A 25,082-nucleotide genomic window follows, 5' to 3' on the forward strand; every position below is an offset into this window, starting at 1 on the left:
CAGGGCAACCGCGTACGAGGAGACCGACCCGTGCCGTCCCAGCAGAAGTTTGTTTACTCCTTCACCGAAGGAAACAAGGACCTCAAGGATCTTCTTGGCGGCAAGGGCGCGAACCTGGCCGAGATGACCAACCTGGGGCTCCCCGTCCCTCCGGGGTTCACCATCACCACCGAGGCCTGCAAGGTCTTCCTGGAGACGGGCAGCGAGCCCACCTCGCTCCACGAGGAGATCAGCGCCCACCTGGACGCCCTCGAAGCGGAGATGGGCAAGAAGCTCGGCCAGGCCGACAACCCGCTGCTGGTCTCCGTCCGCTCGGGCGCGAAGTTCTCCATGCCCGGCATGATGGACACCGTCCTCAACATCGGCCTCTCCGACGCGTCGGTGACCGGCCTGGCCGCCCAGTCCGGCAACGAGCGCTTCGCCTGGGACTCCTACCGCCGCCTGGTCCAGATGTTCGGCAAGACCGTGCTGGGCGTCGACGGCGAGCTGTTCGAGGAGGCCCTGGACGAGGCCAAGCACGCCAAGGGCACCGTCAACGACCTGGACCTGGACGCTTCCGACCTCCGGGAACTGGTCGAGGTGTTCAAGGGCATCGTCGAGCGCGAGACCGGCCGGGCCTTCCCGCAGGACCCGCGCGAGCAGATGGACCTCGCCATCCACGCCGTCTTCCACTCCTGGAACGGCGACCGCGCCCGGCTGTACCGCCGCCAGGAGCGCATCCCGAACGACCTCGGCACCGCGGTCAACGTCTGCACCATGGTGTTCGGCAACCTCGGCGAGGACTCCGGCACCGGTGTCGCCTTCACCCGTGACCCCTCCACCGGTGCCCAGGGCGTCTACGGCGACTACCTGTCCAACGCCCAGGGCGAGGACGTCGTCGCCGGCATCCGCAACACCCTGCCGCTGGCCGAGCTGGAGAAGCTCGACAAGAAGTCGTACGACGAGCTGATGGCGATCATGCAGAAGCTCGAGAACCACTACCGCGACCTCTGCGACATCGAGTTCACCATCGAGCGCGGCAAGCTCTGGATGCTGCAGACCCGCGTCGGCAAGCGCACCGCCGCGGCCGCGTTCCGGATCGCCGTCCAGCTGGTCGACCAGGGCCTGATCGACCTCGACGAGGCCCTGATGCGGGTCACCGGCGGCCAGCTCTCCCAGCTGATGTTCCCCCGCTTCGCCCCGAACGCCGAGTCGCACCAGATCGCCTGGGGCCTCGCCGCCTCGCCGGGCGCCGCGATCGGCAAGGTCGTCTTCGACTCGTACACCGCCGTCAAGTGGTCCCGCTCCGGCGAGAAGGTCATCCTGGTCCGCCGCGAGACCAACCCGGACGACCTGGACGGCATGATCGCCGCCGAGGGCATCCTCACCTCGCGCGGCGGCAAGACCTCGCACGCCGCCGTCGTCGCCCGCGGCATGGGCAAGACCTGTGTCTGCGGCGCCGAGGAGCTGGAGGTCGACACCAAGGCCCGCCGCTTCACCACCGCCGACGGCCTGGTCGTCCACGAGGGCGACGTCGTCTCGATCGACGGCGCCACCGGCAAGGTCTACCTCGGCGAGGTACCGGTCCTGCCGTCCCCCGTGGTCGAGTACTTCGAGGGCACCCTGCACGCCGGCGCCGACGTCCAGGGCGGGCTGGTCCAGGCCGTCCACCGGCTGATGTCGCACGCCGACGGCCGCCGCCGGCTCGCCGTGCGCGCCAACGCCGACAACGCCGAGGACGGCTCGCGCGCCCGCCGCTACGGCGCCCAGGGCATCGGCCTGTGCCGCACCGAGCACATGTTCCTCGGCGAGGAGCGCCGCAAGGAGGTCGAGCACCTGATCCTCGCGGACAACGACAAGGACCGCGAGCTCGCCCTCTCCACCCTGCTGCCGCTGCAGAAGGGCGACTTCCTGGAGCTCTTCCAGGCGATGGACGGGCTGCCCGTCACCGTGCGCCTGCTCGACCCGCCGCTGCACGAGTTCCTGCCCGACATCACCGAGCTGTCGGTGCGCGTCGCCCTCGCCGAGGCCCGCAAGGACCCGAACGAGAACGACCTGCGCCTGCTCCAGGCGGTGCACAAGCTGCACGAGCAGAACCCGATGCTCGGCCTGCGCGGCGTGCGCCTCGGCCTGGTCATCCCCGGCCTGTTCGGCATGCAGGTCCGCGCCATCGCCGAGGCCGCCGCCGAGCGCAAGCTGGCCGGCGGGGACCCGCGCCCCGAGGTGATGATCCCGCTCGTCGGCACCGTCCAGGAGCTGGAGCTGGTCCGCGACGAGTGCGAGCGGGTGCTCGCCGAGGTCGCCCAGTCCACCGGCGTCCAGCTGGACATCAAGCTCGGCACCATGATCGAGCTGCCGCGCGCCGCGGTCACCGCCGGGCAGATCGCCGAGGCCGCCGAGTTCTTCTCCTTCGGCACCAACGACCTGACCCAGACGGTCTGGGGCTTCTCCCGGGACGACGTGGAGGCCTCGTTCTTCACCGCCTACCTGGAGAAGGGCATCTTCGGGGTCTCCCCGTTCGAGACCATCGACCGCGACGGCGTCGGCTCGCTCGTCAAGCACGCCGTCGAGGCCGGCCGGGCCACCCGCCCCGACCTCAAGCTCGGCGTCTGCGGCGAGCACGGCGGCGACCCGGACTCGGTCCACTTCTTCCACGAGGTGGGGCTGGACTACGTCTCCTGCTCCCCCTTCCGGATCCCGGTGGCGCGCCTGGAGGCCGGCCGCGCCGCCATCGAGTCGGCGGGCAGCGACTCGCGCTGAGTGAGGGAGGCATCCCCTCCTCACGCGCGGGCACGACTGACCGCTCCCCCTCCCACCGGGAGGGCGTACACCGGAGCTCGGCGCAGGAGAACCGGCGTACGTGACACGGCAGGGCGGGAACGGACAACGGCGTCCGTTCCCGCCCTGCCGTACGTCTTGCGTCCACGGACGGACGGACGGAAGGGCGGGCGGCGGGGTGTGTGGCCGCTGCCACGCCGGCGGTTCGGGCGAGCGGGCCCGGCCGCCTGCCAAGCTGGGGCGCATGACCAGTCGCAAGAACCCGCTCGTCGTCGTGGCCGTGCTGATCCTGGCGCTGCTGGCCGGGGTCGGGTACCTCCTCGCCGACAAGGGGGGCGGCCACCCCAAGGCCGCCGGCCCCACCGCGGCCGCCACGGCGGGCTCTTCGGCGCCCAAGCCCTCCGCCCCCAAGCCGTCCCCGCCCGCCGGGGGCGCCACCGCCGCGGCCGGCACCTGGGTCCCCGCCGACCCCGCGCTCGCCGACGTCTGCCGCACCAAGCTCCCCAGCCAGGCCCAGGACACCCTCGGCCTGATCGCCAAGGGCGGCCCCTACCCGTACAACCGCGACGGCATCGTCTTCGAGAACCGCGAGAGCCGCCTCCCCCGGAAGGCCGACGGCTACTACCACGAGTACACCGTCGTCACCCCGGGCTCCAACGACCGCGGCACCCGCCGCGTGGTCACCGGCAACGCCGGCGAGCAGTACTGGTCCGCCGACCACTACGCGACCTTCCAGGAGATCGACCCCCGCTGCTGAACGGGTCGCCCCGACTCCGCGCGGGCCCGCTTCCGCACCGCCCCCACCCCCCTTCACCGCGCCCGGCGCCAGGTGATCCGGGGGTGCGGGCCGTGGGGGCCGGTGGTGACCAGGGCGGTCAGTTCGTGCAGGACCGGGGCCGGGTCGCGGCGGAGCTGGACCGGGGTGGTGCGGACCACCGGGAGGCCCGCGGCGGTGAGGCGGTTGGCGCGGGCCAGGCCGCGTTCGTGGTCGGCCGGGCGCAGGTGGTAGGCGCGGGAGTCGATCTCCAGGGCGACGCAGGAGTGCGGCCAGTAGGCGTCCGGGACGGCGAGGAAGCGCCCGTCCAGGAAGAGCACCGGGTTCCAGAGCGGTTCGGGCAGGCCCGCGTGCGCCAGCAGCTCGCGGGTGTCGCCCTCGACCACCGAGCGCACCCCGGCGGTGAGGTCCTCCACCACCCGGGCCACCTGCGGCAGCCCGAGCGCACCCGGCCGGGTCAGCAACTGGTCCAGCAGCTCGCCGAGTTCGCAGTGCCGCCGCTGGACGGCCTCCGCGCACAGCGCCCGGAACCGGCGCTGCCCGGTCTCCCTCGGCGCGAGGTCCGCCAGCGCCCGAGCGACCGTGGTGCTCCACAACCCGTCGTCCCGCTCGAAGCCGCCCGGCAGCGCCCCGTTCGCCCGGTGGATCCGAACGAAATCCCTTTCCCTGACCCGTCGTTGGCGTGGAATCAGGACATCGACGGCATCGAGGTCGGCCGGGTGCCCGGCGCTCGGCAGCCCGGCGTCGGCGAGCACCGCGAAGCCGGTCAGCAGCACCTCCCCGGCGCGCGGCTCACGTCCCTTCGGAGTCGCGTAGGCCAGGGCGGCCCGCAGCTTCTGATGAGCCGTCAACCTCCCGTTCTGCAGGCAGATCACCCGGGGCAGCACCTGTTGCCAGGGCCCGCCGGGCCGCAGCCGGTGGGCGATGGTGCCGGAGGGCACGCCGAGCCGGCGCAGCTGCGCCCGGGTGGCGATGTGCTGCTGGTCGGCGCCGAGCAGGGCGACCGGGTCGAGCGGGTTCGCGCGGGTCATGCCAGGTGTGCTGCCCGCCCGGATCGGAGGTATGCGAAACATCCCCCCGTCGGGGGTCTCCCGGCAAACGTGTTGACGACGGGCGGTCGAGCGGCTGAGCTGGTGCCCATATGACGACTCCCCACCCCGGCCCCGCGCTCGACGCGCTGCAGGGCCTCTCCGTCGGCGACGCCCTCGGCGCCCAGTTCTTCGTTCCCGGGACCGCCCGCGCCCACCTCGACGCCCGCACCGACCCGCCCGGCCCCTGGCCGTGGACCGATGACACCGAGATGGCCTGCTCGGTGTACGCCGCCCACACCGAGCGCGGCACCATCGACGCCTTCGACCTCACCCACGCCTTCGCCGACCGCCACGACTTCGACCGCGGCTACGGCCCGGCCGCCAACCGGATGCTGCGGCTGGTCCGCGAGGGCGGCGACGCCCGGGCGCTGGCCGCCGAACTCTTCGACGGGCAGGGCTCCTACGGCAACGGCGCCGCGATGCGGGTCGCCCCGCTGGGCGCGGCGCTCGCCGGGGACCTGGACGAGGTGGTCCGGCAGGCCGCCCGGACGGCGGTGATCACCCACACCCACCCGCAGGCGGTGGACGGCGCGATCGCGGTGGCCGTGGCGGCGGCGATCGCGGTGCGGGCCAGGAGCACGGAGGTGACGCCGACGGCCTTCCTGGGGTCCGTCCGGCACCACACTCCCGTCGGCGCCGTCCGCGACGGTCTGGTCGAGGCGATCGACCTGCTCGCCGAACCGGACCTCCGGGCCGCCGCCCGGGTGCTCGGCAACGGCGGTCGGACCTCGGCGGCCGACACCGTCCCGTACGCGCTGTGGTGCGCGGCCCGGAACCTCACCGACTACCGCGCCGCCGTGTGGGAGGCGATCGCGGCCGGCGGCGACATGGACACCGTCGCCGCGATCACCGGCGGCGTGGTGGCCGCCCGCACCGGCACCGGGGGCATCCCGGGGCCCTGGCTGGCCGCCCGCGAGCCGCTGCCCGGCTGGGCCTTCCCGGAACCGGGCGGGGTCGCGGTCGGCGTCGGCCGGGAGGAGATGCTCCTGCCGCGTCCGCACCCCGTCCCCGACGTGGTCTGGACGGACGCGCAGTGGCGGCGGATGCGCACCGGCCCGTCCCTGGCCGCGCTGGACGCCCGCCTGACGGACGTCCACACCCGCGAGGGCACCCTCCGGATCCGCCACCGGCGGGGCCATGCCGTCTGGGAGGTCGCCGTCCGCCGGGTCCGGCACGGCTGGCGCCCGGTCTCGGCCGTGGTGGAGGCGGCCCGCAACCGCTGGCTCCTGCCCGCGGGCGCGGACCTCGACCACCTCGCCCGCCTGCTGGACCACGCCGCGGGCGGGCTTCCGGTCGAACGGTGACCTGGTCGGGCCGGACCCGGGTCAGGCCGTGATCATCAGCTGCCCGGCGCCGCTGCCGCCCTGTCTAAGGCACTCCTGGTTGATCGCCGGATCCGGCGCGCTCGGCGAGGTGGCGGCGGCGATCCGCAGCTCGATGATGTCCCGGACGGCGGGCCACTCCTCCTGGAGGATCGAGTAGAACGCGGTCGACCGGACCACCCCGTCCAGCCCGCGCGAGTGGGCCCGGCGCACGCCCTCGGAGGTCGCGCCGAGCCGCTCGATCGCGGCGCGCGAGCGCATGTTGCGGGCGTCCGCGCGCAGCGAGATGCGCTGCACGCCCCAGGTCTCGAAGGCGTGGCGCAGCATCAGCAGCTTGGCCTCGGTGTTGATGCCGGTGCCCTGGGCGCGCGGCGAGAGCCAGGTGTTGCCGATCTCGGCGGCGTCGGGCACGGCGGTGGCCGGATCGCCGAACGGGACGCCGGGCACCGGCGGCCACACCATCGGGCCCTGCCAGTAGTCCAGTTCCAGGAAGCGGGTGGAGCCGACGACCCGGCCGTCCGCGACGTTCACCGTCGCGAACGGCAGCGACCGTCCGGCGGCCTGGTCGGCGAGGGCACGCGCGATGTAGTCGCGGGCCGCTTCCAGGCCGTGCGGGACGGGGGTGAAGGCGTAGGTCGTACGGTCCTCGGCGCCGGCCTCGGCGATGGCCTCGGCGTGGTGCGCGGCGAGGGGCTCCAGCCGCACGGTGCGGCCGGTGAGGATGACAGGTACGGGCACGGAACCTTCGGTCCTTCATCGGTCGGAGGATGCCTCCCGCGCCGGGGTGCGGCACGGGGTGCGGTGGACTGTTTCGCCCCGTCCCCGACCGTCCGCCGGGTAGCCGTGCACGCCGGAGGATTCCGGTCGGGCGGGGCGGGGGCGGCGGCCCGGAACGGGCGGCGCGGGTGCCGGAACGGACACGGGTCCTCGGACCGGTCCGGCGGGAAGAGCGAGGGGACAGTGTGCGTCCGCGAAATGGCCGAGAAGGAAACGAGAGCGCGAAGGGAAGCAGGCGGCCAGGTGAAGGCAAGATGCGTCGTGGGTGGCTGGCCGAGCACCGGACCGGGACGTGGCCGACGGCGTTACGGGACGACGTGACGACGACGCGACGATGCGAGGCAGCGAGAGGACGATACCCGCCAGAAGGCGGTGCGTCACTTCGCGGCACGCGAATGGCCGCGCGGGCCGCTCCGGAGGGCCTGCGACCACGGTACCGCAGGCCTGTGACCAGGGGCTCTTCGGTCGGATGCGATCATGGTCCGGAGCGGTCGGCCACGGCTGTCGGACGAGTCGTCCGGCGTGGCGGGAATTCCGTCGGCGCCCCACGCGCTGGAGAGGACGAGAAGCCGGTCGGCCGGGACGAGCAGAGAACGGGGTTGGGTGCGCGGTGCGTGACTTCCAGGCGTTGTACGAGCTGGATCAGCAGGGCGTGGCCGCGGTGGCCACCGCCACCGAGCAGTTGCGCGACACCGGCGCCGGCCTGGTGCTGCTCCAGCACTTCGAGGGCTTCATGGACGCCGGGGAGGCCGGCGGCCAGGTGGTGGCCCACCTGCTGGAGACGGGATCGCCGCAGGTGGTGGCCCGGTTCGACCACGACCGCCTGGTGGACTACCGCGCCCGCCGCCCGGCGATGGTCTTCGACCACGACCGCTGGACGTCCTACGACCCGCCGGAGATCCTGCTCCAGCTCGTCCACGACGCCGCCGGCGCACCGTTCCTGCTGCTCAGCGGCCCGGAGCCGGACGTCGAGTGGGAGCGCTTCGCGCGCGCCGTCCGCGAGCTGGTGGAGCGCTTCGAGGTCCGCCTGTCGATCGACTTCCACGGCATCCCGATGGGCGTGCCGCACACCCGCCCGGTCGGCCTGACGCCGCACGGCAACCGGCTGGACCTCGCGCCCGGGTACCCGCAGTGGTTCGAGCAGGCGCAGGTCCCGGGCAGCGCTCAAGCGCTGCTGGAGTACCGCTTGGCCGAGGCCGGGCACGACGTCCTGGGCTTCGCCGTGCACGTGCCGCACTACGTGGCCCGCTCGGCCTACCCGGCGGCGGCCGTGCTGATCCTGGAGGCGGTGCAGTCCGCCACCGGGCTGGTGCTGCCCGGCACCCGGCTGCGCGAGCGGGTCGGCGAGGTCTACGCCGACATCGAGGAGCAGCTGACGGACGGGGACGGCGAGTTGCGCTCGGCGATCCGCGGCATGGAGGGCCAGTACGACGCCGTGGCGGGCGCGGACGGCCGGGAGAGCCTGCTGGCGGAGCCGGCGGACCTGCCCTCGGCGGACGAACTGGGCCGGCAGTTCGAGCAGTTCCTGGCCGACCACGAGCGCGGCGCGGAGTAGCGCGGAGCAAGGCGCGCGGCGGGCCCGTAACGCCCCTTCCCCCGTACGGAACGGCCCCCCGCCGGGGAGGCGGCCTCCCCTTGGGAGGATGTCGCGCAGGCGGGAGTCATCGGTGGCGACCGCTCGTTGGAGCCTGAGGTGCCCGGGGGACGGGCTGCCGTGGGGAGCCGACCGTGACTCGTCGTACCGCCGGGGGGATGCCATGCCGAGGACCACACGCCCGGCCGTCGCCGTGACGGCCGGGCTGACCGCGCTGCTGCTGGCCGGATGCACCGGCGGCAGCGGTTCGGACAGCCAGGGGAAGGGCTTCGCGGGCGCGGTGCCCGGCCGCGTCCAGCCCGGCGCGACCCCGTCGACGACACCCACACCGCCCCCGACCGGACCGTACGTCGCGCTCGGCGACTCGTACACGGCCGGGATGCAGCTGCCCCCGCAGACCGGCGAGCCGCGCGGCTGCTCCCGCTCCGGGGCCAACTACCCGTCCCTGGTGGCCAAGGGGCTCGGGGTCGCCCCCGGGCAGTTCCGGGACGTCAGCTGTACCGGCGCCACCACCGTGGACCTCACCGCGCCGCAGGACACCGGCAACGGCACCAACCCGGCCCAACTGGACGCGCTGGGCCCGGACACCCGGCTGGTCACCCTCGGCATCGGCGGCAACGACGCCGGCTTCACGGAGGTCGTGGTCGAGTGCGCCAGGGACAACCTGGTGGACGCGGTGAAGGGCGTGATCAAACAGACCCGCGCCGCCTCGCCCTGCCGTGAGCACTACTCCGCCGACGACGGCACCGACCGGGTCCAGCACAAGGTGGACGAGGCCGGCGACCGGCTCGGCAAGGTCCTCCAGGACGTCAAACGGCGCTCCCCGCAGGCCCGGGTGTACGTGATCGGCTACCCGACGCTGTTCCCGGCCGACCCGGCCGGCTGCCTGCCGGTGCTCGGCACCACGGTGGCCGGCCCCGACCTGGGCTTCCTCGCGGAGAAGGAGCGGCAGCTCAACGGGATGCTGCGGCAGCGCGCGCAGGCCGCCGGCGCGGTGTTCGTGGACACCGCCGGGCCCTCGGCCGGGCACGACATGTGCGCGGGCGGGGAACAGCGCTGGGTCGAGCCGCCGTTCCCGGCGCGCGGCCTGGCACCGATCCACCCCAACGCCAAGGGCCAGGAGGCGGTGGCCGGCATCGTGCTGAAGGCGCTCAGGGGCTGAGCGGAGGCGGCCGGCGGCGCGGCGCGCGGAGCTGCGCCGTCCGGGTGGGGCCGGGGCACCGGAGCGGGCACCGTGGTGCCGCGCGGCGTTCACGCCCCGGCCCGCGCCCCTTCGCGCGCGGCACACCCCGGGTGTCGGGGGCGCGGCGTACCGTGAGGGTCATATGGATGACACCACGCACCGCCTCGCCGACCCGATCACGTACGACCACACCGCCGAGGCCCGCTGGGTCCCCGAACCCGACAAGCGCCCGGGCCGTACGGCGTTCCAGCGCGACCGCGCCCGGGTGCTGCACTCGGCGGCGCTGCGGCGGCTGGCCGGCACCACCCAGGTGGTCGCCCCGATGCGCAGTGACTTCCCGCGCACCCGGCTCACCCACTCCCTCGAATGCGCCCAGGTCGGGCGGGAGTTGGGCGCGGCCCTGGGCTGCGACCCGGACCTGGTGGAGACCGCCTGCCTGGCCCACGACATCGGCCACCCGCCCTTCGGCCACACCGGCGAGGAGGCCCTCGACCAGGCCGCCGAGGCGTGCGGCGGCTTCGAGGGCAACGCCCAGTCCCTGCGCATCCTGACCAGGCTCGAACCCAAGCGCTTCGCCCCCCAGGAGGAGCCGTCCACCCGGCTCGCGCCCTGGCCCGGCCGCAGCGTCGGCCTCAACCTGACCCGCGCCGCGCTCGACGCCGCCACCAAGTACCCGTGGACCAAGGGCGCCCACCCCACCGACCCGGCCTCGCCCAAGTACGGCGTCTACGCCGACGACCTGCCGGTCTTCCGCTGGCTGCGGGCCGGCTCCCCGGCCGGGCGCAAGTGCTTCGAGGCCACCGTGATGGACTGGTCCGACGACGTGGCGTACTCCACCCACGACGTCGAGGACGGCCTCCAGGCCGGCCACATCGACCCGGCCGCGCTGCGCGCCCCGAGCGAGCGCGCCGAGCTCTTCAAGGTCGCCGAGCGCTACGCCCGCGACGCCGAGCCGGAGGAACTGGCCGCCGCGCTGGACCGGCTGCTCGGCCAGGAGTGGTGGCCCCGCTCGTACGACGGCACCGCCCGCGCCCGGGCCGGGCTCAAGGACCTCACCAGCCAGCTGATCGGCCGCTTCTGCCTGGCCGCCGAGCAGGCCACCCGGGCCCGCTACGGCCCCGGCCGGCTGAGCCGCTACGGGGCCGAGCTGGTGGTGCCCCGGGACGTCCGGCTGGAGTGCGCGGTGCTCAAGGCGGTCGCCGTCCGCTTCGTCATGCAGCGCGACGAGCAGGCCCAGCTGCGGGCCCGCCAGCGGATCGTGATCGCCGAGCTGGCGTACGTGCTCACCCAGCGCGCCCCCGAGGGGCTGGACCCGGTGTTCGCCGCGATGTACCACGAGGCGGAGGACGACCGCGCCGCCCTGCGTACGGTCATCGACCAGATCGCCACCCTCACCGACGCCTCGGCGCTCGCCCTGCACACCAAGCTGGTCGGCGCCGCCTGGGCGTGAAACGCGACGGCCGGTAACCCGGCCGCCCCAGTAGACTTCCGGGGTGGCCGGGCGGATCAGGGACGAAGACGTGCAGGCGGTGCGCAGCGCACTGCCGATCGACGCGGTGGTCGGCGATTACGTACAGCTGACCAATGGTGGCGGCGGCGAGTACAAGGGCGTCTGCCCCTTCCACGACGAGAAGTCCGCCTCCTTCTACGTGAACCCCGCCAAGGGCGTCTTCCACTGCTTCGGCTGCCAGGAGAACGGCGACACCATCGCCTTCCTGATGAAGATCGAGCACTTCACCTTCGCCGAGGCCGTCGAGCGGATGGCCGCCCAGGCCGGCATCACGCTGCGCTACGAGGAGGGCGGCTACAGCCCCCGCCACCAGCAGGGCGAGCGCACCCGGCTGGTCGAGGCGCACAAGGTGGCCGCCGCCTACTACCAGGAGCAGCTGGCCTCGCCGGAGGCGGAGATCGGCCGCCGCTTCCTGGCCGAGCGCGGCTTCGACGAGGAGGCGGCCAAGGCCTTCGGCGTCGGCTACGCCCCGGCCGGCTGGGAGCACCTGGTCCGCTACCTGCGCGGCAAGGGCTTCACCGACAAGGAGATCCTGCTCGGAGGTCTGGCCTCGCAGGGCCAGCGCGGCGGCCTGATCGACCGCTTCCGGGGCCGGCTGGTCTGGCCGATCCGGGACATCGCGGGCGAGGTGATCGGCTTCGGCGCCCGCCGCCTGCGCGAGGACGACAACGGGCCCAAGTACCTGAACACCCCCGAGACGCCGATCTACAAGAAGTCCCACGTGCTGTACGGCATCGACCTGGCGAAGAAGGAGATCGCCAAGTCCGGCCGCGCGGTGGTGGTCGAGGGCTACACCGACGTGATGGCCTGCCACCTGGCCGGGGTCACCTCCGCGGTGGCCACCTGCGGCACCGCGTTCGCCGAGGACCACATCAAGATCATCCGCCGGCTGCTGATGGACACCTCCCAGTACCGGGGCGAGACGGTCTTCACCTTCGACGGCGACGCGGCCGGCCAGAAGGCCGCCCTGCGCGCCTTCGAGGACGACCAGAAGTTCGCCGCCAAGACCTCCATCGCGGTGAGCCCGGGCGGGATGGACCCGTGCGAGCTGCGCCTGGCCCAGGGCGACGAGGCGGTCCGGCAGCTGATCGACAACCCCGTCCCGCTGTTCGAGTTCGCGCTGAGCACGGCGGTGTCCAAGCACCGGGTCGAGACGCCCGAGGGGCAGGCCGCCGCCATGGAGGAGGCGGCCCTGATCGTGGCGAAGATCAAGGACCCGTCGATCCGGCACGGCTACGCGATCCGCTTGGCCGGCATGCTCGGCGTGAACCCCGGCGACGAGCAGTTCGTGGTCCGCCGGATCTCGCAGCTGGCCCGCTGGGAGCGCGAGAAGCAGCAGAACCCCCGCGGCAGCCAGCAGCGGCGTACCGAGCAGCCGGTCGCCCCGGTCCGCCCCGCGCAGCCCGCCTTCCGCCTCAACCCGCGCGACCCGGCCCAGTTCGTCGAACGCGAACTGCTCAAGCTGGCGCTGCAGCACCCGGACCTGGTCAGCCCGGCCTTCGACCACTACGGCGAGGACGAGTTCCCGACCCCGCCGTACACCGCCGTCCGGCAGGCCATCGCCAAGGCCGGCGGCGCCGCGTACGGGGCGACCCTGCCGGACTTCACCAGCGTGGTGCGCGAGGCCGCCCCGGACGACCGGGTCCGCTCGCTGGTCACCGAACTGACCGTCGAGCCGGTCCGCTCGCTGCGCAAGGCGGACGCGATCTACGCGGGGGAGTTCCTGGTCAAGCTGCGCCTGCTGGCCGTCGACCGCCGGATCACCGAGGTCCGCGGCTACCTCCAGCGGCTCGGCCCCCGGGCCGACGCCGAGCAGCTGCACGCGGTGCAGACCGAGCTGTGGCAGCTCCAGCAGTACGGGCAGCAGCTGCGCAGCCGGGGTGCCGCGGCGCTGTAGGGCGCGCCGGAGAGTTCGCCGCACAGAAAGTCGGCGCACGAGTCTCGGCCACGGAGCGTGGCGTACCGCACACTGGAGGGCGTCCCACCTCCGTTCAGCGCGGGTCCGCCAGAGTCGCGCCCGCCCCGAGGGGATGCCCGTGGAGCAAGGCCTCGTCGCAGCGACCACCACCAGTACGAGAGCGGTCCCCGCCGAACCGGCGGGGGAGCAGGAGACCGACCACGGCCGGGCCGGGGCGGCGCCCCCGGACGGCGCGCGGGTCCCCGCCCAGGGCCTGCCGGAGGGCCATCCGGACGGTCCCGAGCCCGGACTCGAACCCGAAGCGGGATCCGACGGCGCCTCCGGTGTCGACGGCGCCCCCGAGGCCGACGGGGATCCCGAGGCCGAGACCGACGTCGACGCCGAATCCGACGACGCCGCGGCGGACGCGCGCCCCGAGCCCGCCGAGAGCGGCGGACCGGCCGCGGACCTGCTGCGCCAGTACCTGCGGGAGATCGGCCGGATCCGGCTGCTGACCGCCGCCGAGGAGGTCGAGCTGGCGCGCCTGGTCGAGGCCGGCCTGTTCGCCGAGGAGCGGCTGAACGGGTCCCCGCCCCCGCCGGACCCGCTGGCGGGCGAGCTGGACACCCTGGTGGTCCGGGGCCGGATCGCCAAGCGCCGGCTGATCGAGGCCAATCTGCGCCTGGTCGTCTCCGTCGCCAAGCGCTACGTCGGCCGCGGGCTGACCCTGCTGGACCTGGTCCAGGAGGGCAACCTGGGTCTGATCCGGGCGGTGGAGAAGTTCGACTACACCCGGGGCTACAAGTTCTCCACGTACGCGACCTGGTGGATCCGTCAGTCGATGAGCCGGGCACTGGCCGACCAGGCCCGGACGATCCGGGTGCCGGTCCACGTGGTCGAGCTGATCAACCGGGTGGTGCGGGTCCAGCGGCGGCTGCTGCAGGAGCGCGGGCTGGAGCCCACGGCGGCCGAGGTCGCCGCCGCCCTGGAACTGACCGAGGAGCGGGTGCGGGAGCTGCTCCGGCTCGCCCAGGAGCCGATCTCGCTGCACACCCCGGTCGGCGAGGAGGACGACGTCGCGCTCGGCGACCTGATCGAGGACGCCGACGCCGCCTCGCCCGCCGAGTCCGCGACCTTCCTGCTGCTGCGCCAGCACCTCGACGCGGTGCTGGCCACCCTGGGCGACCGGGAGCGCCAGGTCGTCCAGCTCCGCTACGGGCTGGACGACGGCCGTCCGCGCACGCTGGAGGAGATCGGCGCGCTGTTCGGCGTGACCCGGGAGCGGATCCGCCAGATCGAGTCGAAGACGCTGGTCAAGCTCCGCGACCACGCCTTCGCCGAACAGCTGCGCGGCTACCTCGACTAGGGGCTACCCCGGCTGGGCGGGCGTTGTCGGTGAACCGGCCGTCGTCGGGGCGGGCGCTGCGGTGTCCGTCGGTGCCGGGGTGGCCGTCACCGCGCCGGCGCCGGTGCCCGGTGGCGGGGAGGCGGGGCCGACCGGGATCGGGGTGGAGGCGACCACGCCCGCCAGGTCGTAGATCTCCGGGGTGCAGCGGTCCCCGGCCGGCTGGTGCCCGCAGACGCGGAACCCGACCGCCGGGTCCGCCGCCGTGAGCATGTTCGAGTAGTTGTCGTAGCCGTAGTGGATGAGGCCCTGCTCGCTGTCACCGGTGCTGTCGATGATCGTGGCGAAGTCGCCCGGCTCGCCCTCGGTGATCGCCGCCCAGGCGGCCCGGCAGTTCTGGCTGTACCGGAGGTAGATGACCACCTTGCCGATGACCTCGGTGTACAGGGTGCGGGCGTCCTTGCCGCAGGCGCTGTACTTGGGGTCCTTGTGGTCGCAGCCGACGGCCTGGCAGGTCGGCTCGGCCGGGATGGGCCTGGCACTGGTGCTGGCGGGGGCCGGGGCCGGGGGTGTGGTCGGGGCCGTGGTCGGCGCCGGGGCGGCGAGCGGCGTCGGCTTGCCGTCGTGCCGGGTGGCGCGCAGGCCGGCCAGCACCAGCAGGACCGCCAGCACCGCCGCACCGGAGACCAGCACCGCCGGGCGCCGCCACCGGGCGACGGGGGCGGGCTCCGGCGCCTGACCCGTCACCAGCGCCTCGTCCGCTTCGCCGACGGACGGCTCGTCAACGGACGGCTCGTCGGCGGACGGCACACCCAGGGGCGGCTCGTCGGCGGACGCGCCGTCGGGGGACGGCACACCGGACACCGGCTCCGCGGCCGCGGAGTCCCGCACCGGCGGCTCGGTCGGGCTCCCCGGGCTCCCCGGTGCCGCCACGGCCCGCTCCCACAGCGCCCGCAGCGCGGGCCCGTCGCATTCCACCGCCCCGATCAGGGCGTCCAGCGCCTGGTCGGTGACGACCCGCTTGCCGTTCAGCCAGCGCTCCCAGGAGGCGCGGCTGTAGTGGGTGCGGGCGGCGAGCTCGGACAGCGAGAGCCCGGCGGCGTCCTTGATGGCCCGGAGTTCCTCGGCCAGACGTCTGGCGGGCTCGGACAACTCCTCGGGCAGGTTCTTCCAGGCGGAACCCATGCGGCCTTCCAAAGGTAAGGGGGGACGGGGACGGTGGAACGGGCTCCGGCCCGGGCCGTTCAGGTGACTCCGCGTCTCCAACCTCATCGGCCTGGCGTCTCAATCCCCAGGTCATGGCGCTGAGACGGACGGAAGTGTCTCACAAGCCCCGGGGCCGCTCGAACATCCATGTGGTGGTCGGGCAGAGTTCTCTGGTCGGAGCGGTCAGCCGCTCGGCCGGTTCGTTCGGAAACCGGACGGTCACGGACCGTCTCGTCCGAAATCCGTCCCGGCTCCCCCCACGGAGCCGGGGCAGCCTCGCGGGGGGAGGCTGCCCCGGCTGTTCCGGGACGTCCGGCGGGAGGGCGCTTCACCGCGCCCTCCCGCCGTGGCTCTTCCTCGCGTGACCCCTCCTCACATGACCTCTGCTCAGTGGTGGAAGCCCGAGCGGGCCGGCACCCCGAGCTCCTTGAGCGGGACGGGTTGGCGCCGCAGCTCCGGCAGCAGCCGGTCGAGGTCGGCCAGCAGCAGGTCGGCGAGGTCCCGGGAGAAGCCGTTGCGGCAGACCACCCGGAGCACCGACAGGTCCTCCCGGTTCGCCGGGAAGCTGTACGCGGGCACCTGCCAGCCGCGCTCGCGCAGTCGTCGCGAGACGTCGAACACGTCGAAGGGGACGTCCCCGTCGGTGGTGAAGGCGAACACCGGCACCTGGTCGCCGCGGGTCAGCAGCCGGAAGCAGTCCAGTTCCCCGATCCTCCCGGCCAGGTAGGTGGCGACCTCGCGGCAGGCGCCCTGGACGGCCCGGAAGCCCTCCCGGCCGAGCCGGAGCAGGACGTAGTACTGGGCGATCACCTCGGCGCCGGGCCGGGAGAAGTTGAGCGCGAAGGTCGGCATCTCGCCGCCCAGGTAGTTGACCCGGAAGACCAGTTCCTCGGGCAGCGCCTCCCGGTCGCGCCACAGCGCCCAGCCCACGCCCGGGTAGACCAGGCCGTACTTGTGCCCGGAGGTGTTGATCGAGGCCACCCTGGGCAGCCGGAAGTCCCAGAGCAGCTCGGAGTCCAGGAAGGGCGCCACCATGCCGCCGGAGGCGGCGTCCACGTGCACCGGGACGTTGATCCCGGTCCGCTCCTGGTACGCGTCCAGGGCCGCGCAGATCTCCGCGACCGGCTCGTACGAACCGTCGAAGGTGGAGCCGAGGATGCCGACCACGCCGATGGTGTCCTCGTCGCACAGCGCGACCGCCTGCTCGGCGTCGAGGTGGAAGCGCTCGCCCTCCATCGGCGCGGTGCGCGCCTCGATCTCCCAGAAGGTGCAGAACTTCTCCCAGCACACCTGCACGTTCACACCCATCACCAGGTTGGGACGGGCCCCGGCCGCGTACCGCTCGGGGTTGCGGCGCATCCAGCGGCGCTTGAGCGCCATGCCGGCCAGCATGCAGGCCTCGCTGGAGCCGGTGGTGGAGCAGCCGACCGCGGCGTCCGGGTCGGGGGCGTGCCAGAGGTCGGCGAGGATCGCCACGCAGCGCCGCTCCAGTTCGGCGGTCTGCGGGTACTCGTCCTTGTCGATCATGTTCTTGTCGAGGCACTCGGTCATCAGCCGGGTCGCCTGGGTCTCCATCGATGTGGTGACGAAGGTCGCCAGGTTGAGCTTGGCGTTGCCGTCCAGCATCAGCTCGTCGTGGATCAGCTGGTACGCGGTCTCGGCGGCCACCGGGCCCTCGCCGAGCCGGTGCACCGGCGGGGCCAGCTTCATCGCGCCCAGCGGGTCGGCCGTGGCCGCGAACGGACCGATGCTCAGCCGGCGGTCGCCGCTGGCCCCCTTGTGCAGCGCCATGGCGTCCTGCCGCCCTTCGCGTCGGTGGCCGTGTCCGGTCCCACGCTGCCACCGGGCGCCGGGTGACGCATCTTCACGGGGGGCGGCCGCGAGCACCCCGGACGCCGCCGCCGGCGCCCCGGCGGCGGCCGTGGTCCGGGGGTCAGCCGGCCGCCGCCTCCGGGTGGATCTGGTCCCGGGCGGCCCGGTACTGCTGGCGCACCGCCGAACCGATCGCCAGGTCCTGTTCCCCGTCGGGCTCGACGGTCTCGGCGTCCGGCAGCTCCCACTCCGGCGGCTCGGGGGTGCCCGCCAGCGCCCACGCGGCCTGCCGGGCGGCCCCGCGGGCGGCGTGCGCGCCCGGCGGCGGCACCACGACCGGGACGCCGAACAGCATCGGGGCGACGTGCCGGACGGCGGGCAGCCGCCCCGCCGTGCCGAGCAGGAAGACCCGCTTGATCCCGACGCCCCGGGCGCGCAGCACGTCCAGCGCGTCCGCGATGTTGCACAGCATGCCCTCGACGGCGGCCCGGGCCAGGTGCTGAGGGGTCATCGCCTCGGCCCGCAGGCCGGTCAGGGTGCCGGCCGCGTGCGGCAGCGCGGGAGTGCGCTCGCCGTCCAGGTACGGCAGCAGCACCAGCCCGTACGAGCCGGGGGAGGAGTGCAGGGCGAGGTCGCTCAGGCCCTCCAGGTCCTGGCCGAGCATCGCGGCGGTGGAGAGCAGGACCTGGGCGGCGTTGAGGGTGGCGACCATCGGCAGGTGGCGGCCGCTGGCGTCGGCGAAGGAGGAGACCAGGCCGGAGGCGTCCACCACGGCCTCCTCGTGCACCGCGAAGATCGTCCCGGCGCTGCCGAGCGAGACCACCGCGTCGCCCGGGCGCAGGCCCAGGCCCAGCGCGGCGGCCATGTTGTCGCCGGTGCCGGCCGAGATCAGCAGGCCCTCGGGGGTGTGCCCGGCGGGCTCGGCGGGGCCGAGGACGTGCGGGAGCTTGAGCGGGTGGCCGAGCGCCAGCTCGACCAGGTCCTGGCGGTACTCGCCGGTGATCGGCGACCAGTAGCCGGTGCCGGAGGCGTCGCCGCGGTCGGTGGTGCGGCGCTTGGGGTGGCCGAGCAGCTGCCAGACCAGCCAGTCGTGCGGCAGCAGCACCTCGGCGACCCGGCGGGCGTTGGCCGGCTCGAACTCGGCCAGCCAGCGCAGCTTGGCGATGGTGTACGTCGGGGCGGGCACGGCACCGATGGCGGCCGTCCAGGCGGCCGGGCCGCCGAGGGCGTCCAGCAGCTTGGCGGCGGCGCCGCTGGAGCGCGGGTCGTTCCACAGGATCGCGGGCCGGACCTGCACCCCGCCCGCGTCCAGGCCGATCATGCCGTGCTGCTGAGCGCTGACGCCGATCGCCCGGACGCCCTCCAGCAGGCCGCCGGCCGCGGCGTCGCCGAGCGAGTGCAGCCAGACCTGCGGGTCGGCCTCGCCGGGTCGCAGGTCCTGGTCCTCGGGGACGGGGTGCGGAGCCTTGCCGGACCGCAGGACGGCGCCGGTTTCCGCGTCGCACGCGACGATCCTGGTGCGGCTGGTCGAGCTGTCTATCCCCGCGACGATGGCCATGTCGAGATCATGCCTCAGCCCGGCCCGGGACGCGTCCGGGCCGGGTGAGCCGTTGCCGCTTCGCGACCCGGGATCGGGCCGTTCTCGGCCGTGCCGTCACCGGGCGGTCACGGGCGGAAGGTACCCCAGCCGTCGTCCTCCGTCCGGGCCCGGTTGAAGTACGGCACCCGGTCCGTGACGGCCGACGGCAGCCGGTCGCCGACCCGGTCCGCGACCGCGCCCGCGGCCTTCCCGGCGACCGCGCCGGCCTGCTGCCGGGCCCGTTCGGTCGCCCCCTGCACCGCGGGGTTCCGGGCGATCTGCCGGGAGACCTTGGCGATCTGCTCGTAGCGCTCGCGTCCGGCCTTCGAGCCCAGCACGTAGCCGGCCGCGAAGCCCGCGGCCAACGACAGCTTCCACATGATCGGATCCACCCTCTCCTGGCGGCCTTCTGCCGCATTGCCCTACCCGTCCGTCGGGACGGCGAACCGTCCGCGCCCCCAGCATCCCCGGGGGCGGGGCCGGGCGCGCGCCGGGCGCGCCGGGCGGCAACCGCGGGGCGACCGCGGGGCGACCGGGGAAAGCGATTGGCGGACCACCCCCCCGAGTGCGCTAATGTATGTCCCGCAGCGAGCGCCGCGGAGCCCGGGAAACCCGGGGGCCGGGGCGGAAGCCGATCCCCCATAGCTCAATTGGCAGAGCAGCCGACTGTTAATCGGCAGGTTATTGGTTCGAGTCCAATTGGGGGAGCTCGGGACGAGGCCCTTCGGGGGCTCGGTTCCCGTCCGTGGTACGGAGGTCGAGTACCGCGATCCCGCATAGCTCAATTGGCAGAGCAGCCGACTGTTAATCGGCAGGTTATTGGTTCGAGTCCAATTGCGGGAGCTGCACCGGGTCCGCCCGGTGACTGCTCAGAGCGAAGGCCCCCCGGTCCACCGGGGGGCCTTCGTGTTGTCGCCGCACGGTGTCGCGTGCGTCACGCCGTGGCGCCGCCCCGGCGGGGCCCGGAATCAGGTGGTCGCCTTCCGGTAGAGGTCGGCGACCCGCTGGTCGAAGGCGACGCTGTACGAGGTGCTCGGGGTCTCCCCGCCCTCCTGGTAGCCGCCGATCACGCCGACCACCGAGCCCTTCTCGGTCACCCACGGGCTGCCGCTGGTGCCGTCGGTGTAGCCGCCGCAGTCGAAGCGCTCCTGGGTGGCGCTTTGCGAGCGGGTCCGGACCGAGCAGGTGATCGGCTCGTCGCTCTCGTTCGGGTAGCCGGTCACCGAGACCGACAGCCCGAAGCCCTGCCCGGTGCCGAGCGGGTTGCCGCCGACCGCGTCCTCGACCTGCCGGCCGTCGACCGTGCCGACCGTGACGAAGGCCACGTCGTACTCCGGGTCGTCGTCGGCCGCCCAGTGCGGGTCGACGGTCACCGACTGCACCGGCCAAGTCCCGTACGGGGTGGACCCGTTGCGGTAGCCCGGGGTGAACACCAGACCGTCCAGCAGGCCGATCCGGCGGCTCTGCACGCAGTGCGCCGCCGTCACGAGCAGGTTGTGCCGGGGGCTCTGCACCACGCTCGCGGTGCACGCCCGGGGGCCCTGCGCGGTGTGGATGGAGAGCGTGCCGATCCGGTCCCGGGCGGGGCTCCGCTGGGCGACCTCGGCGGTGGGCGCCCCGCCCTGCCCGCCGCAGGCGGTGCCGACGGCGAGCAGCAGGGCGGCCAGGGCGGCCGTACGTGCCGTGCGCGCGGTCGGTGCCGGGCGGGGGGCCATCGGGGCTCCGTCTCGTTCCTCGGGGCGGACACCGGGAGGGGTGCGTTCCGCCGTTCGTGAGGAAGATCTACCAGGCCGTGCCGGGCGGCGCCACTGCCGGGTGCGCGCCCGGCTCCCGGTCAGCCGGTGGCGCGGTCGTACAGCGCCTGCACGCGGTCGCCGAAGTAGCTGCTGTACGAGGTGTCCGGGGTGTCGCCGCCCTCCTGGTAGCCGCCGATCACGCCGACCACGGTGCCGGTCCTGGTGGCCGGGTCGAAGTCGGTGACCCAGGGGCTGCCGCTGGTGCCGCCGGTGTAGTCGGGGCAGTCGATCCGCAGCTGGGTCGGGCTCTGCTCGGAGGTGGTGTTGGAGCAGGTGATCGGGACGTCGCTGCTGCCGGGGTAGCCGGTGACCTTCACCGGGAGCCGGTAGCCGCGGTTGACGCCCAGTCGGTTGGCGCCGAGCACCTGCTGGACCTGCCGGCCGTTCTGGGCCTGGACGACCGCGAAGGCGACGTCCATGTCCGGGTCGGCGTGGTCCTTCCAGCCGTCGTCCACGGTGACCGCCAGCAGTGGCCAGACGCCGCTGGGGGTCTCGCCGTCCCGGTAGCCGGGGACGAAGACCAGGTCGCTGCGCCGCCCGAGCTTCGGGTCCCAGACGCAGTGCGCGGCGGTGACGATGAGGTTGAGCCCGGCGCTGTCGACCACGCTGGCGGTGCAGAAGTGGTCGCCGTCGGCGTTGCGGGTGAACACCGCGCCGACCAGGCCGTTGAGCACGGTGGGCTTGGCGGTGCGGGTGACCCCGGTGTGGCGGCCGACCGCGCCCTTGAACCGCTGCCGGTTCCAGCCGTGGCCGTCGCCCGAGCCGGTCGCGCCCCCCGAGCCGGACGCGGCCGCCGTGGCCGGTGCCGAGGTGACGGTCGGCACGCCCCCGCCGGGCCCCGCCGCCGTGGTGCAGCCCGTCGCCGCCAGCGCCAGCGCCACCGTCAGCGCCACCGCCGGCACCCCGGCCGCCGTCCCCCTACGTGTCGTCATCCGCCCAGGCTGCCCCGGGCGGGCGCCCCGCCGCCACCCGGGTTGGGCCGCCGGGAGAGGCGCGCACGGTCGCGCACCCAGGTGCGCCCCCGGCGCGCACCACGGGTGATCGACCGGCTATGCTGCCCGGGACGGCCTCGCAGGGGCCGTCTGCTGCTGCCGTGGCGGATCACCGGCGCGCGCGGCGAACCGGGGCGGTAGCTCAGCCGGTTAGAGCAGGGGACTCATAATCCCTTGGTCGTGGGTTCGAGTCCCACCCGCCCCACCTTCTCGTTGCGCGGACGAGGGTCGTACAGACCGTCCGCGGGCAGGCCCCGGAGCCGGAGCTCCGCCGCCTGCGACGACGCAGAGTCTAGGGCGCGGCCCCCTCCTTTCCCGTGTGGCGCGCCGGAATTCACCCGCCCGTGGTCATCGGCCCGGCGTCCCCCCGTGGCCTCCGTTCCGCTGCTCCGCGTGCCCGGCTCCCCGCTGTCGACCCCTGGCGCTCCGCGCGGAAAAAGTGATATCACTTTGCCATCGATGCGGACGCTCGCTGGAGGAGTCGCTCTCATGGCCACACCGAAAATCGCCGTCGAGGACGGCCCTGTCCTGGACCTCCCGGTCCCCAAGATCACCGAGCGGGTCATCACCGGTGCCGCCGGGCTGCCGGTGCTGTTCGGCTCGCTGCTCGGCCTGGTCGCCGGGGTCGGGGCGATCATCGCCGGTGGCGTCCGACTGGCCGGGCACGACCAGGGGTTGGGCGCCGCGCTGATGGCCGCCGGACCGGTCCTGGTGCTGGGCTCGGTGCTGCTGCTCTGCGGGCTGACGGTGGTCTCGCCCGGCCAGGCCCGGGTGGTGCAGCTGCTCGGGCGCTACCGGGGCACCATCCGCGCCGAGGGCCTGACCTGGCTGAACCCGTTCACCAGCCGTCGGCACATCTCGCTGCGGATCCGCAACCACGAGACCGAGACCACCAAGGTCAACGACGCGGACGGGAACCCGATCGAGATCGCCGCCGTGGTGGTCTGGCAGGTCGAGGACACCGCGATGGCGGTGTTCGAGGTGGACGACTACACCGACTTCGTCGCCATCCAGACCGAGACGGCCGTCCGGCACATCGCCACCAGCTACCCGTACGACGCCCACCACGAGGGGCAGTTGTCGCTGCGCGACGGCGCGGAGGAGATCGCCCGCAAGCTCTCCGCGGAGATCTCCGCCCGGGTCGCCTCGGCCGGCGTGCGGGTGGTCGAGTCCCGGATCACCCGGCTCGCGTACGCGCCGGAGGTCGCCCAGGTGATGCTGCAGCGTCAGCAGGCCGGGGCCGTGGTGGCGGCGCGCAGGCTGATCGTGGAGGGCGCCGTCGGTATGGTCGAGGAGGCGCTGGACCGGCTCGCCGAGCGCGACGTGGTGGAGTTGGACGAGGAGCGCAAGGCCGCCATGGTCAGCAACCTCCTGGTGGTGCTCTGCGGCGACCGCGGCACCCAGCCCGTCGTCAACACGGGCTCCCTCTACCAGTAAGGCGCGGCAGTGGCGACGGAACGGAAGAAGATCCTGTTGCGACTGGACCCTTCAGTTCACGACGCGCTCGCCAGATGGGCCGCGGACGACCTGCGCAGCACCAACGCGCAGATCGAGTTCCTGCTCCGCCGCGCCCTCACGGACGCGGGCCGGATGCCCAGCGGTGCGAACCGGCTTCCCCGGCGCGGACGCCCGCCCAAGGAGAGCCCCGCCAATGAGAGCCCCGCCGACGAGAGCCCGGCCGACGGCGGCTCGGAGCCCGACGGCTCCACCGGGAGCTGACCGGCGGCCGGGCTCGCCAAGACCTTCGCGAAAGACCTTCCGGAGACCGACATGGACCTGCCCGCCACCCTCCCCGAGAAGCTGTACCTGCTGGCCTACCACCCCGAGCGCGAGCGGCTCACCGGCGCCCTCCACCTCGACCTGGCGGTGCGGGCGGCGGCGCTCACCGAACTCCTCCGCCGCGGGCTGATCCGCGACGACGGCCGGCACCCGGTCGGCGTGGGCGGCTCGGCCGACGGCCTCGACCCGCTCTCCGCCGCGCTGCTGGAGCAGATCCGTCAGGGACGCCGGCGCACCTGGAAGGGCTGGATCGGTCGCCGGGCGACGTCGGCGCGGGTGGTCCGCGACGGGCTCGCGGCCGCCGGCCGGATCCGGGTCGAGGAGCACCGGGTGCTCGGGCTCTTCCCGGTCGCGCGGGTCACCCTGCCGGAACCCCGGATGCGCAAGGCGCTGGCGGCGAGTGTCGCGTCGGCGCTGAGCGGCCCGTTCAGCCGGGTCGACCCGGCCGACGCCGCCCTGGTCGCGCTGGTCGACGCCGCCCGGTTGGGTTCGGCCCTGACGTGGCGCCAGCGCCGCGAGTTCCGGGCCCGGATCGACAAGCTGGCCCCCGCCGCCGGCCCCGTCCCGCGTGCCCTGCGCCGGGCCATCGACGCGAAGAGCGCCGACGGCGGGGCGGGCTGACCCGACGGCCCCGACCAGGACCAGGACCAGGACCAGGACCAGGACCAGGCCCGGCCGCCGCTGACGGTGGCCGGGCTCCCGCCGTCCGGGGCCCGCGTAAGCTGGCCGGATGCTCGAACCCGCGCTGCTGCCGACCCCGCTGGTGGACTGCACCGACGGGTTCCTCGCCCGGGCGGGGGTGGAGCTGCGGCTCAAGCGGGACGACCTGCTGCACCCGACCGTGCCCGGCAACAAGTGGCGCAAGCTCGCGCCCAACCTGGCCGCCGCCGTCGAGCGGGGCCACACCCGGCTGCTGACCTTCGGCGGGGCGTACTCGACCCACCTGCGGGCGGTCGCGGCCGCCGCCGGGGCGCTGGGGCTGGAGAGCGTCGGCCTGGTCCGCGGCGAGGAGCTGGCCGAGCGGCCTCGCAACTGGTCGCTGCGGGCCGCCGAGGCGGCCGGGATGCGACTGGAGTTCCTGACCCGGGCCGAGTACCGGGAGGCCACCGGCCGGGCCGCCGGCGAGGGTGTCGGGGAGGGCGCCGGGGAGGCCGCGGCCGAACTGCAGCGCCGCTGGGGCCCCTGCCTGGTGCTCCCGGAGGGCGGCTCCAACGCCCTGGCCGCCGTCGGCGCGGCCGCGATCCCGGCCGAGCTGCCCGACCTGGGCGAGCGTGACGTGGTCTGCTGCCCGGTCGGCACCGGTGGCACCCTGGCCGGCATCGCGGCGGGCCTGCCGACGGGCGCGCGGGCGCTCGGCGTGGCCGTGCTGCGCGGCGGCGAGGGCTACCTGGAGGCGGAGGTCGCCCGGCTCCACCGGGCCGCGTACGGACGCGAGTTCGACGGCTGGCGGATCGACCACGCGCACCACGGCGGCGGCTACGGCAAGGTGCCGGCGGAGCTGGCGGCCTTCGCGGAGCGGTTCGAGCGCCGGCACGGCATCCCGGTGGAGCGCCGCTACGTCGCCAAGCTGCTGGCCGCGCTGTTCCAGCTCACCGGGGCGGGTGCCTTTCCGCGCGGTACCCGCCTCACCGCCGTGGTCACCGGGCTGCCCGACCCCGAGTAGCCGG

At 74.2% G+C, this 25,082-nt stretch carries 20 protein-coding genes and 3 tRNA genes; 15 read left to right on the plus strand and 8 right to left on the minus strand.

All coding sequences use genetic code 11. The annotated features are described in order from the left end of the window. The first annotated feature begins 30 nt into the window (after window positions 1–30). Together ppdK and ACIRD3_RS15235 are read left to right on the plus strand one after the other, a co-directional pair. The gene (gene ppdK, locus ACIRD3_RS15230; protein ID WP_402215896.1) at window positions 31–2,739 is read left to right on the plus strand and encodes a pyruvate, phosphate dikinase; all 2,709 of its coding nucleotides are present in this window, start codon (window positions 31–33) and stop codon (window positions 2,737–2,739) included. Between the two features lie 262 nt (window positions 2,740–3,001). Next, window positions 3,002–3,514: a ribonuclease gene (locus ACIRD3_RS15235; protein WP_402215898.1), complete on the plus strand. Its 513-nt coding sequence runs from the start codon at window positions 3,002–3,004 to the stop codon at window positions 3,512–3,514. Window positions 3,515–3,567: 53 nt separating this feature from the next. Here ACIRD3_RS15235 and ACIRD3_RS15240 read toward each other — a convergent pair whose 3' ends face one another. Then, window positions 3,568–4,563, minus strand: a complete 996-nt coding sequence (locus ACIRD3_RS15240) for a hypothetical protein (protein WP_402215900.1) — start codon at window positions 4,561–4,563, stop codon at window positions 3,568–3,570. Between the two features lie 110 nt (window positions 4,564–4,673). Between ACIRD3_RS15240 and ACIRD3_RS15245 the strand changes: the two genes are divergently transcribed. Next, on the plus strand, window positions 4,674–5,927 hold the full coding sequence (locus ACIRD3_RS15245) for an ADP-ribosylglycohydrolase family protein (RefSeq protein ID WP_402215902.1): 1,254 nt from the start codon (window positions 4,674–4,676) through the stop codon (window positions 5,925–5,927). Between the two features lie 21 nt (window positions 5,928–5,948). Here the strand turns inward: ACIRD3_RS15245 and ACIRD3_RS15250 are convergent, their stop codons facing one another. After that, entirely contained in the window at window positions 5,949–6,683 is a 735-nt protein-coding gene (locus ACIRD3_RS15250) for a GNAT family N-acetyltransferase (protein ID WP_402215905.1), read from the minus strand. 649 nt (window positions 6,684–7,332) lie between these two features. Between ACIRD3_RS15250 and ACIRD3_RS15255 the strand changes: the two genes are divergently transcribed. The 5 genes from ACIRD3_RS15255 (at window position 7,333) to ACIRD3_RS15275 (ending at window position 14,272) form a co-directional block, all read left to right on the plus strand. Continuing rightward, window positions 7,333–8,277, plus strand: coding sequence for a PAC2 family protein (locus ACIRD3_RS15255; protein WP_402215908.1), 945 nt, complete (start codon window positions 7,333–7,335; stop codon window positions 8,275–8,277). Window positions 8,278–8,479: 202 nt separating this feature from the next. Then, the gene (locus tag ACIRD3_RS15260; protein WP_402215910.1) at window positions 8,480–9,478 is read left to right on the plus strand and encodes an SGNH/GDSL hydrolase family protein; all 999 of its coding nucleotides are present in this window, start codon (window positions 8,480–8,482) and stop codon (window positions 9,476–9,478) included. 163 nt (window positions 9,479–9,641) lie between these two features. Beyond that, window positions 9,642–10,949: a deoxyguanosinetriphosphate triphosphohydrolase gene (locus tag ACIRD3_RS15265; protein ID WP_402215913.1), complete on the plus strand. Its 1,308-nt coding sequence runs from the start codon at window positions 9,642–9,644 to the stop codon at window positions 10,947–10,949. A 43-nt stretch (window positions 10,950–10,992) separates the two neighbouring features. Then, window positions 10,993–12,906, plus strand: coding sequence for a DNA primase (dnaG, locus tag ACIRD3_RS15270; protein ID WP_402215915.1), 1,914 nt, complete (start codon window positions 10,993–10,995; stop codon window positions 12,904–12,906). 133 nt (window positions 12,907–13,039) lie between these two features. Then, window positions 13,040–14,272, plus strand: coding sequence for an RNA polymerase sigma factor (locus tag ACIRD3_RS15275; protein WP_402215918.1), 1,233 nt, complete (start codon window positions 13,040–13,042; stop codon window positions 14,270–14,272). Between the two features lie 3 nt (window positions 14,273–14,275). On the opposite strand, the gene ACIRD3_RS15280 is transcribed toward ACIRD3_RS15275, so the two are convergent. The 4 genes from ACIRD3_RS15280 to ACIRD3_RS15295 form a co-directional block, all read right to left on the minus strand. Next, on the minus strand, window positions 14,276–15,436 hold the full coding sequence (locus ACIRD3_RS15280; RefSeq protein WP_402215920.1) for a DUF2690 domain-containing protein: 1,161 nt from the start codon (window positions 15,434–15,436) through the stop codon (window positions 14,276–14,278). A 408-nt stretch (window positions 15,437–15,844) separates the two neighbouring features. Next, complete coding sequence (locus tag ACIRD3_RS15285; protein WP_402215922.1) at window positions 15,845–17,248, minus strand: glutamate decarboxylase; 1,404 nt, start codon at window positions 17,246–17,248, stop codon at window positions 15,845–15,847. A 142-nt stretch (window positions 17,249–17,390) separates the two neighbouring features. After that, entirely contained in the window at window positions 17,391–18,827 is a 1,437-nt protein-coding gene (locus ACIRD3_RS15290; RefSeq protein ID WP_402215925.1) for an FGGY family carbohydrate kinase, read from the minus strand. Between the two features lie 107 nt (window positions 18,828–18,934). Next, on the minus strand, window positions 18,935–19,231 hold the full coding sequence (locus tag ACIRD3_RS15295) for a hypothetical protein (protein ID WP_402216355.1): 297 nt from the start codon (window positions 19,229–19,231) through the stop codon (window positions 18,935–18,937). A gap of 252 nt (window positions 19,232–19,483) precedes the next feature. Between ACIRD3_RS15295 and ACIRD3_RS15300 the strand changes: the two genes are divergently transcribed. Beyond that, window positions 19,484–19,556: transfer RNA gene (locus tag ACIRD3_RS15300), tRNA-Asn, on the plus strand. A 62-nt stretch (window positions 19,557–19,618) separates the two neighbouring features. Further along, a tRNA-Asn gene (locus ACIRD3_RS15305) sits at window positions 19,619–19,691 on the plus strand. A 125-nt stretch (window positions 19,692–19,816) separates the two neighbouring features. Here the strand turns inward: ACIRD3_RS15305 and ACIRD3_RS15310 are convergent. Together ACIRD3_RS15310 and ACIRD3_RS15315 are read right to left on the minus strand one after the other, a co-directional pair. Next, window positions 19,817–20,563 carry a trypsin-like serine peptidase gene (locus ACIRD3_RS15310; protein WP_402215928.1) on the minus strand — a complete coding sequence of 249 codons (747 nt, stop codon included), beginning with the start codon at window positions 20,561–20,563 and terminating at the stop codon, window positions 19,817–19,819. A gap of 119 nt (window positions 20,564–20,682) precedes the next feature. Further along, a complete protein-coding gene (locus tag ACIRD3_RS15315; RefSeq protein WP_402215931.1) occupies window positions 20,683–21,576 on the minus strand; it encodes a trypsin-like serine peptidase in 894 nt (297 codons plus the stop codon). 191 nt (window positions 21,577–21,767) lie between these two features. Here ACIRD3_RS15315 and ACIRD3_RS15320 point away from each other — a divergent pair. The 5 genes from ACIRD3_RS15320 (at window position 21,768) to ACIRD3_RS15340 (ending at window position 25,078) form a co-directional block, all read left to right on the plus strand. Beyond that, a tRNA-Ile gene (locus tag ACIRD3_RS15320) sits at window positions 21,768–21,841 on the plus strand. Window positions 21,842–22,125: 284 nt separating this feature from the next. Continuing rightward, on the plus strand, window positions 22,126–23,073 hold the full coding sequence (locus tag ACIRD3_RS15325) for an SPFH domain-containing protein (protein ID WP_402215933.1): 948 nt from the start codon (window positions 22,126–22,128) through the stop codon (window positions 23,071–23,073). Window positions 23,074–23,082: 9 nt separating this feature from the next. Then, the gene (locus tag ACIRD3_RS15330; protein ID WP_402215934.1) at window positions 23,083–23,355 is read left to right on the plus strand and encodes a hypothetical protein; all 273 of its coding nucleotides are present in this window, start codon (window positions 23,083–23,085) and stop codon (window positions 23,353–23,355) included. 51 nt (window positions 23,356–23,406) lie between these two features. Continuing rightward, window positions 23,407–24,036 carry a GPP34 family phosphoprotein gene (locus tag ACIRD3_RS15335; RefSeq protein ID WP_402215937.1) on the plus strand — a complete coding sequence of 210 codons (630 nt, stop codon included), beginning with the start codon at window positions 23,407–23,409 and terminating at the stop codon, window positions 24,034–24,036. Between the two features lie 109 nt (window positions 24,037–24,145). Beyond that, a complete protein-coding gene (locus tag ACIRD3_RS15340; protein WP_402215940.1) occupies window positions 24,146–25,078 on the plus strand; it encodes a 1-aminocyclopropane-1-carboxylate deaminase/D-cysteine desulfhydrase in 933 nt (310 codons plus the stop codon). Window positions 25,079–25,082: the final 4 nt, after the last annotated feature.

Origin of the sequence: Kitasatospora sp. NPDC093550 (assembly GCF_044764985.1) — a bacterium.
In the GTDB taxonomy this organism is placed as follows: Bacteria; Actinomycetota; Actinomycetes; order Streptomycetales; family Streptomycetaceae; genus Kitasatospora.

Coding starts and splice junctions, on each gene's coding strand:
- ACIRD3_RS15340 (WP_402215940.1), top strand. CDS start 24,146: ATGCTCGAACCCGCGCTGCTGCCGACCCCGCTGGTGGACTGCACCGAC.
- ACIRD3_RS15265 (WP_402215913.1), top strand. CDS start 9,642: ATGGATGACACCACGCACCGCCTCGCCGACCCGATCACGTACGACCAC.
- ACIRD3_RS15260 (WP_402215910.1), top strand. CDS start 8,480: ATGCCGAGGACCACACGCCCGGCCGTCGCCGTGACGGCCGGGCTGACC.
- ACIRD3_RS15280 (WP_402215920.1), bottom strand. CDS start 15,436: ATGGGTTCCGCCTGGAAGAACCTGCCCGAGGAGTTGTCCGAGCCCGCC.
- ACIRD3_RS15315 (WP_402215931.1), bottom strand. CDS start 21,576: ATGACGACACGTAGGGGGACGGCGGCCGGGGTGCCGGCGGTGGCGCTG.
- ACIRD3_RS15245 (WP_402215902.1), top strand. CDS start 4,674: ATGACGACTCCCCACCCCGGCCCCGCGCTCGACGCGCTGCAGGGCCTC.
- ACIRD3_RS15325 (WP_402215933.1), top strand. CDS start 22,126: ATGGCCACACCGAAAATCGCCGTCGAGGACGGCCCTGTCCTGGACCTC.
- ACIRD3_RS15335 (WP_402215937.1), top strand. CDS start 23,407: ATGGACCTGCCCGCCACCCTCCCCGAGAAGCTGTACCTGCTGGCCTAC.
- ACIRD3_RS15240 (WP_402215900.1), bottom strand. CDS start 4,563: ATGACCCGCGCGAACCCGCTCGACCCGGTCGCCCTGCTCGGCGCCGAC.
- ACIRD3_RS15285 (WP_402215922.1), bottom strand. CDS start 17,248: ATGGCGCTGCACAAGGGGGCCAGCGGCGACCGCCGGCTGAGCATCGGT.
- ACIRD3_RS15275 (WP_402215918.1), top strand. CDS start 13,040: ATGCCCGTGGAGCAAGGCCTCGTCGCAGCGACCACCACCAGTACGAGA.
- ACIRD3_RS15235 (WP_402215898.1), top strand. CDS start 3,002: ATGACCAGTCGCAAGAACCCGCTCGTCGTCGTGGCCGTGCTGATCCTG.
- ACIRD3_RS15310 (WP_402215928.1), bottom strand. CDS start 20,563: ATGGCCCCCCGCCCGGCACCGACCGCGCGCACGGCACGTACGGCCGCC.
- ACIRD3_RS15290 (WP_402215925.1), bottom strand. CDS start 18,827: ATGGCCATCGTCGCGGGGATAGACAGCTCGACCAGCCGCACCAGGATC.